Annotated in this window: 15 protein-coding genes; 2 read left to right on the top strand and 13 right to left on the bottom strand. The window is 47.8% G+C overall.

Features of this window, described 5'->3' with window-relative positions; translation table 11 throughout:
* Positions 1-51: 51 nt before the first annotated feature.
* The 13 genes from FOT42_RS05350 to FOT42_RS05290 form a co-directional block, all read right to left on the bottom strand.
* Positions 52-438, bottom strand: a complete 387-nt coding sequence (locus tag FOT42_RS05350; protein WP_151889549.1) for a YtxH domain-containing protein — start codon at positions 436-438, stop codon at positions 52-54.
* A gap of 52 nt (positions 439-490) precedes the next feature.
* On the bottom strand, positions 491-877 hold the full coding sequence (locus tag FOT42_RS05345; protein WP_151889548.1) for a VOC family protein: 387 nt from the start codon (positions 875-877) through the stop codon (positions 491-493).
* Positions 874-1332, bottom strand: a complete 459-nt coding sequence (locus FOT42_RS05340) for a DUF1801 domain-containing protein (RefSeq protein ID WP_151889547.1) — start codon at positions 1330-1332, stop codon at positions 874-876. Before FOT42_RS05340 ends, FOT42_RS05345 begins: the two co-directional genes overlap by 4 nt.
* A 62-nt stretch (positions 1333-1394) precedes the next feature.
* Positions 1395-2327, bottom strand: a complete 933-nt coding sequence (locus FOT42_RS05335; protein ID WP_151889546.1) for a 2-hydroxyacid dehydrogenase — start codon at positions 2325-2327, stop codon at positions 1395-1397.
* Between the two features lie 19 nt (positions 2328-2346).
* Positions 2347-2712 (bottom strand): cupin domain-containing protein, encoded by a 366-nt coding sequence (locus FOT42_RS05330; RefSeq protein WP_151889545.1) that lies wholly within the window; start codon positions 2710-2712, stop codon positions 2347-2349.
* A gap of 10 nt (positions 2713-2722) precedes the next feature.
* Positions 2723-4078, bottom strand: a complete 1356-nt coding sequence (gene mgtE, locus FOT42_RS05325) for a magnesium transporter (RefSeq protein WP_151889544.1) — start codon at positions 4076-4078, stop codon at positions 2723-2725.
* Positions 4065-4925: a 16S rRNA (adenine(1518)-N(6)/adenine(1519)-N(6))-dimethyltransferase RsmA gene (gene rsmA / locus FOT42_RS05320; protein WP_151889543.1), complete on the bottom strand. Its 861-nt coding sequence runs from the start codon at positions 4923-4925 to the stop codon at positions 4065-4067. The genes mgtE and rsmA overlap by 14 nt, the downstream gene beginning before the upstream one ends.
* 18 nt (positions 4926-4943) lie before the next feature.
* Positions 4944-5252, bottom strand: coding sequence for a gamma-glutamylcyclotransferase family protein (locus FOT42_RS05315; RefSeq protein ID WP_151889542.1), 309 nt, complete (start codon positions 5250-5252; stop codon positions 4944-4946).
* 4 nt (positions 5253-5256) lie between these two features.
* Positions 5257-5574 carry a DUF4286 family protein gene (locus FOT42_RS05310; protein ID WP_151889541.1) on the bottom strand — a complete coding sequence of 106 codons (318 nt, stop codon included), beginning with the start codon at positions 5572-5574 and terminating at the stop codon, positions 5257-5259.
* Positions 5575-5718: 144 nt separating this feature from the next.
* A complete protein-coding gene (locus FOT42_RS05305) occupies positions 5719-7455 on the bottom strand; it encodes a tetratricopeptide repeat protein (RefSeq protein WP_151889718.1) in 1737 nt (578 codons plus the stop codon).
* Between the two features lie 129 nt (positions 7456-7584).
* Positions 7585-8856 carry a serine--tRNA ligase gene (gene serS / locus FOT42_RS05300; RefSeq protein ID WP_151889540.1) on the bottom strand — a complete coding sequence of 424 codons (1272 nt, stop codon included), beginning with the start codon at positions 8854-8856 and terminating at the stop codon, positions 7585-7587.
* Between the two features lie 52 nt (positions 8857-8908).
* Positions 8909-10225 carry an HTTM domain-containing protein gene (locus tag FOT42_RS05295; protein ID WP_151889539.1) on the bottom strand — a complete coding sequence of 439 codons (1317 nt, stop codon included), beginning with the start codon at positions 10223-10225 and terminating at the stop codon, positions 8909-8911.
* Positions 10226-11155: a bifunctional riboflavin kinase/FAD synthetase gene (locus tag FOT42_RS05290; protein WP_151889538.1), complete on the bottom strand. Its 930-nt coding sequence runs from the start codon at positions 11153-11155 to the stop codon at positions 10226-10228. It abuts the gene before it with no gap.
* A 56-nt stretch (positions 11156-11211) separates the two neighbouring features.
* Here FOT42_RS05290 and FOT42_RS05285 point away from each other — a divergent pair, with 56 nt between their 5' ends.
* Both FOT42_RS05285 and FOT42_RS05280 read left to right on the top strand, forming a co-directional pair.
* Positions 11212-14982: a zinc-dependent metalloprotease gene (locus FOT42_RS05285; RefSeq protein WP_151889537.1), complete on the top strand. Its 3771-nt coding sequence runs from the start codon at positions 11212-11214 to the stop codon at positions 14980-14982.
* On the top strand, positions 14979-15665 hold the full coding sequence (locus FOT42_RS05280) for a hypothetical protein (protein ID WP_151889536.1): 687 nt from the start codon (positions 14979-14981) through the stop codon (positions 15663-15665). The genes FOT42_RS05285 and FOT42_RS05280 overlap by 4 nt, the downstream gene beginning before the upstream one ends.
* Positions 15666-15668 lie beyond the last annotated feature (3 nt).

Genomic DNA, 15668 nt, shown 5'->3' with positions numbered 1-15668 from the left:
TTGAAATAAAAAAGCCGAACGAATAATTATCCGGCTTTTTGTTCTAATAAATTATAGACTTTTGAACCAATTTTGGAAATGCTCACCCACCAAAAACACAGGTTTTTGATTTCCGTTGATGGCACCGATCAAACTGATGACCCATAGAATGAAGGGAAAAATCCAAGCAATCAAATTCACCACAGGAATGATTCCCAGAACCAACCCTAGTAAGAAAATACCAAGAATTTGTCTGATGTAGAAAGAACCAATCTCGGTTTTATTGCTACTGTTCATAATAATGGCAATGATCCATCCGATCAATGTCAAGTGGGCAATGATGGCCACTGTTTTCCCGCTATCAGGATTTTGGGGATCAAAGGTTTGCTTTACATCCTCTTGGAATTCTTTGGCAGCTTCTTCTGCTTTGTCTCCTAAGTCTTTTTTTTCTTCGGACATTGTTTTAATGTGTTGGTTAAACAGAATCTAAATGTAGGAAATAAATCAATATCTAGAGGAATGCTTTATCAACAGGCTCCCAAAGTTCCAGTTTGTTGCCCTCGGGGTCCATGATCCATCCAAATTTCCCATAATCATATTCTTCAATTTCCCCGATTACTTGAACCCCTTCTTTTTTGAGCACTTCCAACAGCTCCACAAGGTTTTCCACCCGAAAGTTCATCATGAACTGCTTTTCGCTGGGCTTGAAATACGACGTTTTTTCATCCATGGGGCTCCATTGGGTCATACAATCATTGCCTTCTTTGTCCTTCCACCAAAAGGAACAGCCATATTGGTCCGTGTTGAGGCCCAAATGGGTCTTGTACCATTCCTTGATGTTGTCCGGGTCCTTGGTCTTGAAGAAAAACCCGCCCAATCCTGTCACTCTGTTTTTCATGATTTCTTGATGTTTTGTTCATAAATCTTGATCCATTCCTGCGGGGTCATCTTTTGGCACAGTTCCCCAATGAGTTTATAGGGAATGTTCTGGATGTTCTTGAAACGGATGCAGCTTTTGCCCATGTCCAGTTTGGTGCTCACATGTTTGGGATATTCGCCCACAAACCAATCGTGTATTTCTTTATCGGCATAAATGGCCGAATGGTACAGCGCCACAAAATTTTTCTGTGAGGCAATGTTGGCAAAGGGGAGGGGAGACTTTGGGTCGCAATGGTAACCGTCTGGATAAAGGGAGTGGGGCACCACATATCCGATCATTCCATAATTGATGCATTCCTCAAAACCATTGGGGAGGTTGGTTTTTACGGTCTCACGCAATTTGGAAATGGCCTCTTTGCGCTCTTCGGGCACTTTGCTGATATATTCTTCCGGAGTTTTGACGTTTATGGTCATGGGCAAATTTTTAGGTTTTGCCGCCCTCCAAAATAAGAATGTTGGATTTTGGCTGCTTAAATTTAGCAAAATTTGGCCTTGACCTTGTCCACAATGGTCTGTGCCAGCTTTTCCTTGCTTTCCACGGTCCAGCCTGCCACGTGAGGGGTCAATAATACGTTTTTCGCCTTTCTGAGATATTTGAAGGCCTTGGGTTTTTGGACGAACATGTTCTCAAAGGACTTTTTCTCATATTCCAACACATCCAGGCCAGCGCCCAACACCTTTCCAGATTTTAATGCCGTGACGAGGTCCTCCGTCACCACACATTTGCCCCGGGCGGTGTTCAACAGCCAAAAAGGTTTGTGGAAGGCGTTGATGAACTCGGAATTCACCATATCTTGGGTAAGTTCCGTTTGGGGCACGTGGAGGCTCACCACATCGGATTTTTGTTGGAACTCCATGATCCCTACTTGACGGGCATTGTCGTCGTCCACGCCGCCCACAATGTCATAACAGATGACTTCCACATCGAAACCCCTCAGTTTTTTGGCAAATGCTTTACCCATGTTCCCATAACCGATGATCCCCACGGTCTTTCCATCCAGCTCCACACCACGGTTGCCCTCACGGTCCCATTTGCCCTTTTTTACTTCGCGATTGGCCTTGCACATCTTGTTCATCAGGGAAAGCAGCATGCCCAAAGCATGTTCGCCAACGGCGTTGCGGTTACCCTCGGGCGCGGAGGCTAAGAAAATGCCCCTGTGTTTGGCATAGCGGACATCAATGTTTTCCAATCCGGCCCCGACCCTGCCAATGAACTTCAGGTTGGTCGCCTTTTCCAAAAATTGCTGGTCCAGCGTGAAGCGGCTCCTGATGATCACCCCATCGTACAAGCGGATCTTTTTTTCCACTTCTTCTTTGGTCGAGGTATAGTCTTCGTGGTTTTCAAATCCTAATTGGGCAAATTGCTCCATGAGCAATGGATGGTTGGTGTCAACGTGGAGAATTTTCATGGGGTCAAAGATACGATTCCTATATTTTTGGATAGTGGGTCTGGGTCTTTTCGTGCTGGACATTGCCGGTATGCGAAGTGGATAGTCTTTCAAAGAGCAGCACATGCACCTCTTCCCCGTTCTTGGTCATCGGGTTGTGTTCCACTCCTTTGGGGACCACAATGATCTCACCTTCGCGAACTACTTCGGTCCTGTCCCTGAACTGCATATAGAGGGTTCCTTTGATTACTTGGAACAGTTCATCCTCGTTTTCATGGGCATGCCAGACAAATTCGCCCTGTAGTTTGGCAAGTAGTACCTGCATATCGTCCACAACGGCTATTTGATGTGGGTGCCATTGCTTCGTGAATTCGGCATGCTTTTGTTTTAGGTTGATGGGTTTCATGTGAAGAATTTTAAATTCCCAAAATCAATTTGGCAATCGAGAAATAGATCAAGATTCCAAAAATATCGTTGCTCGTAGTGATAAATGGCCCCGTGGCAATGGCGGGGTCAATGCCTCGCTTGTCCAAGAACACAGGGATAAAGGTCCCGATGAGGGCCGCAATGATGATGACCAGTATAACGGCAATCCCAATGGTGATGGAAACCATATAGGGCGTGCCGAACAAAAAGTGACTGACCAATAACACGACCGCAGCAATGGCAATGCCGTTGATGAGCCCAATGGCAAATTCTTTCAAAAGGCGTTTCATGACCTCACCTTTCACGGTGTCATTGGCCAATCCCTGCACCATGATGGCCGAAGATTGGACCCCAACGTTCCCTGCCGTTGCCTGGATCAGGGGCACGAAAATGAGCAATATGGGAAAGTTTCCCATCAAAGGCTGGAAACTGTTGATGATGCTTGCGGCGCCGATTCCCCCGAACATTCCTATGAGTAGCCAGGGCAGGCGTGCACGGGTGAGTTCCCAGATACTGTCATCGGCCTCCACTTCCCGGGAGATACCTGCAGCCATTTGGTAATCTTTATCAGCTTCTTCCCGGATCACGTCCACAATGTCATCAATGGTGATGCGGCCCACCAGTCTCCCTATCTCGTCCACCACGGGAATGGCCTCCAAGTCGTACTTGGACATGATCTTGGCGACTTCTTCTGCCTTTTCGTTCACATTTACCGAATCCACTTTAGGAATGTAGACATCTTTGATATTGGTCTTGGTAGAAGTGGTGAGGAGATCTTTTAAGGAGAGCCTTCCTTTGAGTATTCCGTCGTCATCCACTACATAGATGGAGTGTACACGTGTCACGTTCTCGGCCTGTGCCCGCATCTCCTTCACGCAGGTGAGCACGTTCCAGTTCTCGTTCACCTTCACGAGCTCTTTGGCCATCAATCCCCCGGCAGTGTCCTCGTCATAGCGCAACAGATCCACAATGTGCCTGGCATGCTCCCTGTCCTCGATCTCGGAAATGACCTCTTGGATGATTTCCTTTGGAAGCTCGTTGATGATGTCCACAGCATCATCCGTGTCCAGTTCCTCCAACTCGCTGGCTATCTCCTTTGCGGTAAGATTGCCCAATACAGCTTCCCGGATGTCCTCGTGCATTTCCGCAAGGATATCGGATGTCTTCTCGCTGTCCAGCAGTTTGATCAGATAGGTGGCCTCGTCCACGTCCAGTTCATCGGCAATTTCCGCGATGTCGGCGTAGTGGAATTCCTGCATCATCATCTGGAGCTCGGCGTTCTTCTGCTCCGCGATCAGTTGCTGGATCTCTTCTAAAAGCTCGTCTGTAAGTTTAAATGGGGTCATTGGCTATCTTTTGGGTCAACGTTACAAAATCTGCCACACTGAGCTGTTCCGGGCGTTGGTCAAAGATAGTATCTTCTTTGAGATTATTGGATAGGTCGAAGGTTTTAAGACTGTTGCGGATGGTCTTCCGGCGTTGGTTGAAGGCCGTTTTCACCACTTTGAAAAAAAGGCGTTCGTCACAGGCCAATTTCTGCTCATCCCTTCGTATCAACCTCAATACACCGGAATCCACCTTTGGTGGTGGGTCAAAAACGGTGGGTGCTACGGTGAACAGGTATTCGGCCTCGTAGAAGGCCTGTACCAGCACGGACAGGATGCCATAGGTCTTGCTCCCCGGTTTTTCACAGATGCGCTGGGCCACTTCTTTTTGGAACATACCCGAAAATTCCGGGATCTGTTCCCGCATTTCCAGCATTTTGAAAACGATCTGACTGGAAATGTTGTAGGGGAAGTTGCCCGTGATGGCAAATGGCTCATCGCCATAGAGCTCGGTCAGGTCGAACTTTAAAAAATCAGCCTCAATGACGTTCAGCCGATTGTTTTTTTGGAGGATTTCTGCGTGTTCCAAGGGAAAACTGTGGTTCAGGTACACGATGGATTCCGCATCGAGGTCCATGGCCACGAGATCCAAGTCACGCTTGAGGAGATGTTTGGTGAGCACGCCCATTCCCGGGCCGATCTCCAGCACGTTTTTATACCCTTTTAGGGTAAGGGTCCCTGCTATCTGTTCGGCAATTTCCTCATCCTTGAGAAAATGTTGTCCCAAATGTTTTTTGGCCCGAACGGTACCTTCTTCCTGTTTTTTGGTTCCACCTTGGGCAGACCATTTTTTCTTCTTTTTGGACACGGCCGGTTTTTTTGCAAGTTACTGGGAATTTTCGATATAGACCCATGCCTCCAGCCCAGATTCCAAAGGGATTTTTTCCCGTTTGTAGGCATCGGTCTCGTATGCATCTGCCTTTTCCAGGTCGATGATGGAGAGGGTGTACACGGTTCCTTTGACCTTGTCCTTCACATTCTCGGTCCGGATGACCACAGGATACTGGCCATACACGGCATTTTCCATCTTTTTGAAACTCAAAAGCACATCGGGATGGCCTTCCATAAGATGCCCAAATACATCTAGCTGTACCTGCCTTTCTTGCAGGGTGCCGTACGTGAAGAGGTGCTCCAAAGTATTAGGGAATTTGTTGGCTGATGACTTCCAATTCCGTTCTGAAGGTCACAAATTTGTTGGGAAAGTTTTTTTGTGCCTCGGCCCTAAGGCGGGTTGCATCTTCCCGATAATAGGCCTCAAGGGTCTGCCTGTCCTGTGTGGTGTATTGGATGGAATAGGTGACACCGCCCATATCGTCCTCCACCAGGACCTTGACCATTTTGGCATGCGAGAATTTACCTGTTTCCAACATATCGGGAATGTGTTTGTCCCTCATCCATACCAACCATTGGTCATGGACACTTTCATCAATATTGATGGTTACGTTGTATATGAGCATGCTTTGTCTGTTTCTATGCGGATGAAATTAGTGTATTTTTTAGGAAATTGGCAGCTATTTTTGAGTCATTTCGCATGGAGGGCCCATGGGTTGTAACGCTTACTCATTCTATGAGATTCCCGTTTTCACGGGAATGACAAAAAATCAATTAATGGCATCCCCACGGAGCTTTCTAAAATTGGTCCGGGCCTGTGGGAAATAATAACTATCCTGATAGTTGTAGATGATCTTTTCAAAATGGGTCTTTGCCTTTTCGGGCTCGTTCAAGATGTTTTGGTAGAGTTCCCCAAGAGCAAAATGGGCATCATCGGCCAAAATACCATCAGCATAGAACTCCACGATTTTTTGATAATTGAACTCGGCACTCTCATATTCCCTTTGTTCCACCAAAAGCTGGGCCTGTTTCAAAAGGGCCTCGTCCTCTATTTTTTCCCCTTTGTGGTTTTGCAAAATATCTTCCAACGCCTCAATGGCCTCTTTGTTCTTGTTTTGGTAGGCGAGCAAATCTGCCCGGGCATATTTTTTCAACGCGGTCTGGGTGGAATCTTCCAAAGAATTATCGGAGATCAAAAGGCTCAGCTGCATGGCGTCGTTGGCAATGAGTTGGGAGGTGGATCCCCTGAGAACTTTCAATTGGGTGAGTGCCCAATCAAAGTCCCCTTTGTAGAAACTGGTCTGTGCTACCTTGAAGCGGGCATCCTGTCCGAGCACATCGTTCTTGAGGCTTTTTTGTACTTGGGTGTAGAGGATAAGGGCCTCATTGAACCGCTGATCATACACCAGAATATCCCCAAGGGCCAATTTTACATAGGCCATGGCCAACCTTCCCATGGGCAGTTCCAGACTTTCCTTGAGCATGCCAATGGCAGGCTCTGGCCTTTCCCGTTTGAAGGTGAGGAAATTGGCGTAGGCTATCTGGAGTTGCAATGTTTGGCTTTGGTTCCCATATTCGGCGACGAGATTATTGAACTGTTTTTCCACATCGTCCAACATTTTTCCCGTGGGGTTTTCCAGTACGATATCGATGAGTTGGAGTTGGGCATTCAGTTTGACCCTTGGGTCGTCACTGTTGTCCACAATGTACTGGAATATAGAGGTGGCCGTTTCCAAGTCCTTGTCCCCTAGGGCAATATCCCCCAGATTTTCCAAGCGGGCCATGTTGCTTCCTTCGGCACGCTTGTAAATGGCCTTTTCCTGTCCAAAGGCGCTGTTGTACTGTTTTTGCTGCACAAAGAGCCAACTCAGGAGTTCGTTCCAGAGCACATCGGGATTTTGCTGTGCATTTCTGAGGAGTACCTTTCTGAGCAGCACGTTGTTTTCATCCGTGGGATCTTCGGAAATAAAATCATCGATGTTGCGAAGCACATTGGAGCGTGAAGTTTTTCCTTCCCAGATCAGGTTGATATAGGATTGGTACATTTTCTCGATATCTCCCTGTTCCCCATAAATGCGTGCCAGTTGAAAATCGTAGTTCAGGTCCGGTTTGAGTTCCATGGCCCTGGAGTAGGCCCGTATGGCATAGTCGAGCAGGGCATATTGTTGGAAACGATACCCTACACTGTATCCATAATTGGGGTTTTCGTCTATTTTTTGAATGGCCTGTTCATAGTGGACTGCTGCTTTTTCAGATTGTTCCTGAAGGGTGTAATTATAGCCCAGTTCAATGAAAAAAGTGGGAAAGGTGTAGGGGTCGGCTATCTTCCCCAGCAAAAAGGCCTCGGCTTCATCGTAGCGTTCCAATTGTTGGTAGCAGGCCACCAGTCCTTCGGCATAATCGGTGCGTCTGGGATTGGTCTCTGCCAACTTTTCGTAGAAGACCACTGCTTTTTCATAATCCCCATCATTGAAGTACTGTTTGGCCAAAAAGTCCTCTTGGGCCATGGCCGAGATGTGGAGCACGCAGAATGATATGAGAAACAAAAAGTGCCGCAAGCGCTTGTTTTTATTTCAAATATAACGTAGAAATGTCCGGGATTCTGTTAAGCGAATCCAAATAATTGATTGAAAACCCTAGTCGATTACATCGAACCCACAATAGGGAACCAAGACTTCGGGAATCTGGATGCCGTTTTCGGTCTGGTAATTTTCCAAGATGCCCGCCAATACCCTGGGCAATGCCAAAGAGCTACCGTTCAGGGTGTGGGCCAACTGGCTCTTCCCGGTCTCGTCCTTGTAGCGGAGCTTGAGGCGATTGGCCTGAAAGGTCTCAAAATTGGAAACGGAACTGATCTCCAACCAACGGTCCTGTGCGGTGGAAAAGACTTCAAAATCGTAGGTGAGGGCAGAGGTGAACCCCAGATCTCCCCCACAAAGGCGAAGGATGCGGTAGGGCAGTTTCAGTTCTCTTAGGATATTTTTCACGTGCTCCACCATTTCGTCCAAGGCCTTGTAGGAATTGTCGGGATGTTCCAAACGCACAATTTCCACCTTGTCGAACTGGTGCAGGCGGTTGAGTCCGCGCACATGCGCGCCATAGCTTCCGGCCTCCCTTCTAAAACAAGGGGTGTAGCCCGTGTATTTGATGGGAAAATCACTTTCGGCCAATAGGTCGTCGCGGTGCAGGTTGGTCACGGGTACCTCGGCGGTCGGGATAAGGTACAGGTCATCGGCCTGCACATGGTACATTTGCCCTTCCTTGTCGGGCAATTGTCCGGTTCCATAACCAGAGGCTTCGTTGACCAAGTGCGGCACCTGCATTTCGGTATATCCCGCTTCGGTGTTCTTGTCCAGGAAATAGGAGATCAGGGCGCGTTGCAGACGGGCACCCTTGCCTTTATAGACGGGAAACCCGGCACCTGTGATCTTGACACCCAGTTCAAAATCGATGATGTCGTATTTTTTGGCCAGCTCCCAGTGTGGCAATGCCCCTTCGGATAGTTTGGGAACGTCACCCTCGCGGTAAACCTCTTCATTGTCTTCTTCGGAACTTCCGGCAGGCACCAAGGCATGGGGCATGTTGGGAATCAGGTACAATTGCTCCTGCAGGGCGGTCGCGGTGGCATTCAGGTCGTCGCCCAATTGTTTTGAGGCTTCCTTCAGGCCAGCGGTCTTTTCCTTCAGTTCATTGGCCTCTTGTGCCTTTCCAGATTTGAAGAGCATCCCGATTTCCTTGGAAAGTTTGTTGGATTCGGCCAATGTGTTGTCCAATTGGGTCTGTATGGCACGTCGTTTTTCATCGAGTTCCAAAACCTTGGACACCATGGGTCCTGCATCGATATTGCGCTTTTTTAGAGCAGTGATGACATTTTCCTTGTTTTCCCTGAGAATCTGTAATTGAAGCATGGCCTTATTTTGAGCCGCAAATTTAATCGAATATTAAGAAGTCCCCAACTTATTATTCCTTGGGTAAAGGGAGAATCCATTCGTTGTGGGAGAAATGCTTCCACGGCACACTGGCCAGATCTACTTCCGGGTCGATGAACTCATGGTACGACCCTTGGTTCACCTTTACCTTGTTGTCCACAAAAACTTGGACATCCTCTCCTTTTTCGGCAAATTCTTTTTTGAGGCGTTGGGCAAACTGCCATGAAAAATCGGGATAGCAGGCCACTCGATTACGCTGTTTGGCGGTGAGGTATTCTTTGAGGTCGATGTAGGTCACCTTTTCGGTTTCCTTGTTCACCACCCGGTAGCGGATGGTCCCGGAGCGGCTGCGCAGCATCATGCGCCAACTCAATCGATGCCCCTCCTCGGTCCAGAGCACATCATCCACAAAAAAATGATGCCTCAGCGGCAATGAGATCTGGATTACAAAGTAAATCCCCAAGATGACCAGAATGCGGTTTTTGGATTTTGGAATGACGATGGTTTTGTCAATTTTAACGGCCTTGGTCTTGAGAAAAATATTCCGGATGGTCTGTGGTTCAAAAAAGAATAGGGTAAAGGCAAGGGACAGATAGGGAAAGATCCCGATCTGGAACACAATGCTGTTGAAAAGATGAAAAAAAATGGACAGCACAAAGGCAATCTTCCGTGTGGGCTTCCACAAAAGCGCGGGAACGATGAGCAGGTCAAAGAGAATACCGAAGATGGCCACAATTTTGTGCACCCACTTTTGTTGGAGCAACTCACCAATAAGAAAATAATCTTTTTTGGACTGCATCAAAACATCTATCATGCTGAAATCCAGCCAATCGGCATACAGTTTGGCAACGGAGGCATAGGTATAGACAATGAACAATTGCAAGATGATGGTCCACCGTATCCAGTTGAACATACTGTGCGACCGTAGGCTGGGATTGCGCTTTGCGTCCAGCGAAGCATCCTTGTGGGCCGGAAAAAAGGCCATGATGTAGGCCAACAGCATCAACAAGTAATAATGGTTGTTGTAGGACGTCTTTTGCATGAGATAGACCCCAGTCCACATCACGGCGAAGGCAAGTGCCGAAAAACGGTACCGATAGCCCAGGGCGATCATCAGGCCCAAAGTGCCCATGATAGCGAAATAGATGTACATGCCGTTGCCTGGAAGGGGCTGTAGCCATTCAAAACCGATAAAGGAGAAGGTGAACTTGGGTTCCACCAAGGTTCTCCGCACCCAACCGGTGGCTATGGCACCATAGCATTCCGCGCTCACCAAAAGCCCGTAGAAAATCCGAAAGACGATGAGTTGGGCGTTGTCTATCTTTTTGAACAGGAAATGGGCCAGCATCTATTTGGAGATTAGTTCCAACGAGTAGTCTTTGTCCTTTTTCAGTTGCGTCTTGAGTTCTTCAATGGAACTGAATTTTTGTTCGTCCCGAATCCGGTGGAGGAGGGATACCTGTATCTTTTGACCATAAAGGTCGCCTTCAAAATCGAAAAAATTGACCTCGATGCTCTTTTCGGTGCCATCAACTGTGGGGTTGAATCCTATGTTCATCATCCCAAAATACACTTTACCATTGATGGTGCTGTTGACCACATAGGCCCCTGTCTTAGGAATGAGTTTATAGGTTTCGGCAATGTGTAGGTTCGCAGTCGGAAACCCGAAGTCCCTTCCCATTCCCTTGCCTTTTTTTATGGTTCCGGTGAGCATATAGGCATAGCTCAGGTAATTGTTGGCCGTGGTGATGTCGCCTTCCAAAAGTGCCTTTCGGATCTTAGTGGAACTCACCGAAATGTCGTCCACTTCCTGGGCGGGGATTTCCTCCACCTCAAAGTCCAAGGTTTCGCCAAAGGCAATGAGGTCTTGGATGTTGGCATTTCTGTTGCGCCCGAACCTATGGTCGTAACCGATGATGATTTTTTTGGTCTTGAGACCGTTCACCAAAATATCGTTCACAAAATCAGTGGCGGACAACCTTGAAAACTCCTTTGTAAATGGGTGTACGATCAAATATTCCAGGCCCAAGGTTTCCAATATCTGGGTCTTTTCCTCCAGGGTGTTCAACAGTTTGATGTCCACATCTTTCTGCAGTACCATCCGCGGATGGGGAAAGAAAGTGAGCACGGTGGATTTCAGCCCTGTTTTTTTGGCATTATTTGTGAGGCGTTCCAATATCTTTCGGTGACCTAGGTGCACACCATCAAAGGTGCCGATGGTGGTCACTGTTTGGAATTGGATATCATTGAATTGAGAAATGTTATGGATTGTTTCCAACTGATCAAGAAATAAAAAAGGCTTACATTTGAATTAATACTACGCCCTGAATCGGTATGAAAGCTAAATTACACCTTGTTTTTTCAATAACCATAATTTTTAGCTGCTTTTCCGTTCGTGGGCAGCAGGGGTATTGGAAATCCATCCCCAAACAATCCCATCTGAAGAGTGTGTCCATCAAGGACATGGGAAAGGCCGAAAAGGTCTTTACGCTGGATAGGGCCCTTTTTTCCAAAGAAATGGGGTCAATGTCTACTTCCAAAGGAAAACAAGTGGTCTATCTGCCGGGTGCCGATGGGGAGGTCGTTCCTTTCTATTTGGAGGAAACCCCAGTATTCCACCCTGATCTCGCAAAAAAATATCCGGACATCAAATCCTACACAGGGGTAAGCCCCGACGGAAAATATAAGATCAAACTAAGTAGCTCGCCAAAGGGCCTTGAAGGTATGGTAGTGGATCTGGGCACACACAAAAAGACCTTTATGGAGCCCGTATCCAATGCCACGGACACCTATGTTGTTTATAATGAAGGGGCAGGGGCTGCCGAAAAGGAGAACTTTATCTGCGAGACCCAAAAATCCGTAATGGCCACGGGAAAGACCATTGTGCCCTTGGTGGACGATCAGGTATTGCGAAAGTTCAGGATCGCTGTGTCGACCACAGGGGAATATACGGCCCACCATGGGGGCACTGTCGCAGGGGCTTTGGCAGCCATCAATGCCACCATTACACGGGTGAACGAGGTTTTTGAGACCGATCTAGGAGTCACTTTGGAGTTGGTCGCCAACAACGACCAGATTATTTTCACCAACGCCGCTTCGGACCCTTATAGTAGCAGTTTCAATTCGCAGGTACAATCTACGCTCACTTCGGTCATTGGAGAGGCCAATTACGATGTGGGCCATTTGTTCCACAAGGTGCAATCGGCTTCCCAGAACAATGGGAATGCAGGGTTTATTGGCTCCGTTTGCATCGATAATAGAAAGGGTAGTGCTTTTTCATCTGCATCCATCCCGCAAGGTGATGTTTTTGATATTGATTTTGTGGCACATGAATTGGGGCATCAGTTTGGGGCCTTCCATACTTGGTCCTTTGAATCCGAGGGTACAGGTGTGCAGGCCGAACCGGCCAGTGGGAGCACCATTATGGGCTATGCAGGAATCGTGTCAGGGAACAATGTTGCTGCCAATGGGGATGATTACTTTCATTATAATAGTATTCTACAGATATCCGCGTATTTGGAAACGGTTTCCTGCGCTGTGACAACACCATTGACCAACTCACCTCCTGTGCTGACCCCGGTGGACGATTTTATCATACCCAGAGGCACGGCTTTTGTGCTGGAAGGAAACGCAACAGATCCAGATGTAGGGGATGTGCTCACCTATACTTGGGAGCAAATTGACGATGGGGTTGTGACCACGGCAAATTTTGGGCCCACAAATCCCAGTGGCGCCATTTTTAGGTCATTGCCGCCCAGTACAGACCCAGCCCGTTACTTTCCCAGACTTTCGGAAGTGGCCCAGGGCAATTTGATCCAAACCTCACCTGCGGAGGGCAGTGCATGGGAAACCGTGTCAGAAATTGAACGTGATCTACGCTTTGCCTGTACCGTGAGGGACAATGTGGCTGGTGGTGGACAGGTCATTTCCGATGTGTTGGAGGTAAAGGTGGTGAAGGCTGCTGGACCCTTTGTGGTCACCTCACAAGCTTCAAACGAAACTTACGAAGCTGGTTCCGTACAAGAAATCACATGGGACGTTGCCCATACCAATATCTTGCCCATAGATGCCAAGACCGTGGATATTTTCCTTTCCTTGGATGGAGGGTTGAGCTTTCCCATCATCCTGTTGGAAAATACCCTCAACGATGGAGGCGAGGAAGTCCTTTTACCCGGAAACGTTACCAGTTCGGCCAGAATTATGGTGAAAGCAAGTGACAACATATTCTTTGCCATGAACGCATCCAACTTTACCATTGAAGAATCACAGGTGGTATTGAACTTTGATGCCCTGGATTTTGAGGTCTGCCAGCCAGATGATATCGTGATCCCATTTGTGTATGAAGCCTATTCGGGCTTCGGCGAAACATCCACTTTTTCTGCGGATGTCCCTGTGGGCCTCAACGCCATTTTTACTCCCTTGGATGCCAGTGCCAATGATACGGCTGTGAATCTGACCCTATCCAACACCATTGGAGTTGCTCCTGGCGTATATGATATTACGGTGACCTCCACTTCCGCTTCCGTGACCAAGAGTGTGGTCTTGTCCCTAACGGTACAGGATGGGGTATTTGCAGATGTTTTGCCCAGTTCCCCCGCCAACGGGGAGACCGGGGTTTCCTTGAACGCCCAACTCCTCTGGGAAGAAAATCCCCTTTATTCAAGTTATGATGTGGAAATTGCCACGGACATTGGTTTTGTGGATGTGGTAGAATCCGTTACGGTGCCTTTCAATTTTTACAAGACCACGGCCCTGGAACAGGAAACCGAATATTTTTGGAGGGTTCGTCCCAGTAATGGCTGTGGCACGGGAGCCTTTGGTACTGTTTTTAGCTTTACCACTTCGCAGGTGAATTGTAAGAGCTACGAGGCCAGGAACGTCCGTCAGGATATTTCATCCGTGGGGACACCTTTGGTGACTTCTTCCATTCAATTTTTTGAAGACCTCCCGATTTCCGACATCAATGTGAACTTGGAAATTGACCATTCCTATCTGGAAGACCTTATCGTCACCTTGGTTTCGCCAGCGGGCACAAGAGTGGCCCTGATTTCCAATACTTGTGGCGAATTGAACAATGTCAATGCGGTCTTTGATGATGATGGTGAACCCATTTCATGTTCCGGTAACCCCGCAATTTCGGGAATGGTTCGTCCTTTGGGCTCGCTGGGTTCGTTGCAGGGAGAGTCCATTTTAGGCGAATGGACGTTGGAGGTGCAGGATACCGCTCCAAGCGATGGCGGTGAGTTGGTGGCATTTTCGCTCGATATCTGTGTCGAGGGAGTTTACAGACCGGATGATGATGAAGACGGGGTTTTTGATGATGGCGACGACCTGTGTTTGGGAACGCCGAAGGGCGTAGAAGTGGACACCAATGGTTGCGCCATTTATCGGTTTGCCTCGGATAATTTTGGGATAGAGATCCAAAGTGAAAGTTGTAGGAACAGCAATAATGGTTCCATCACCATTGTCCCAGAAAACACATCCATCGCCTATAGTGCTGTTTTGGAAGGTGGAGGGGCTCCGGTGAATGTTGATTTTACCAACTCCCATACTTTTGGAAGCCTTAGTGCAGGCGAATATTCCGTATGCATTACGGGGACCAATGGAATGATCACCTATCAGGAAGTGTGTTTCACCGCGGTGATTACCCAACCTGATGAACTGGACATTTCAGCCCTTTTGAACTCAAATGTCTTGGACCTTACCTTAAGCGGGGCGACCTTGTACAATGTGGAGCTCAACGGTCTGGTCACCCAAACGGAATTGTCCAAAGCACAAATGACCCTGAAAGAGGGCGTCAATATACTGAGGGTCTATTCCAATTTGCCATGCCAAGGGGTTTTTGAAAAGACCTTTTTCTATTCTTCTAGGCCGATACTTTCCCCCAATCCGGTGGATGCCGTTACCGAAGTTTATTTGGGCGGTTTTGTGGGGAATGTGGGTATAGAGGTTTTTTCGGTCAATGGGCGATTGGTTTTAACCGATGAAAGAAAAGCTACTGGGGAGAACCTTCAACTGGACCTGTCCATGCTGCCAAAGGGAATCTATTACCTTGGTCTGGACAAAAATGGGGCAAGGGAAATGTTTAAATTCATAAAAAGATGATTCGGAAGATTTTAGGGCTGTCCATATTGGCTTTGTTGGTTTCATGCGGGGGTGATGATGGTCCGCCGCCTGCACCCGAAGGGGCGGAATTGGTGTTTCCAGATGAAAATTCCGAGTGTACCACCGGTGTCAGTGTCAATGAAACCTTGAGCCAGGTCACTTTTCAGTGGAAGGCCTCCAAGAATACGGAAAGTTATACCTTGAGTGTGGTCAACCTTGATACCAATGTGCCCCAGACCATTTCAACATCGTCTACTTCGGCCAGCCTTTCCATTGCCAAGGGCACCCCTTTTGCATGGTCGGTCACTTCCCGAAGTTCCCGATCTGATCAGGTGGCTTCAAGCGAGACATGGCTTTTTTACAATGCGGGATCGCAGACCACGTATCCTCCCTTTCCTGCCCAATTGGTAAGTCCGTTATCAGGATCTACCGTATTGAAAAGTATTGCCAACGAAGTCGTCTTGGAATGGCAGGGTGCAGATGCGGACAACGATATAGCTTCCTTCGAGGTGTTCTTTTCAACAGATAGCCTTCCAGAAGACTCTGTGGGAACCACTAACGCCAATACCATGGAATTTCCGGTAAGTGTGGAATCTGCAACGGTATATTATTGGAAAATCATCACCACCGATGAGGAAGGCAACACTTCGGATTCCGGGGTATTTGAATTCAAGGTGTACTAAGGG

Origin of the sequence: Flagellimonas hadalis, assembly GCF_007785775.2 — a bacterium.
GTDB classification, from domain to species: domain Bacteria; phylum Bacteroidota; class Bacteroidia; order Flavobacteriales; family Flavobacteriaceae; genus Flagellimonas; species Flagellimonas hadalis.
Note: the sequence above shows the minus strand (reverse complement) of the source record. Positions and strands in the feature narration are given on the sequence as shown.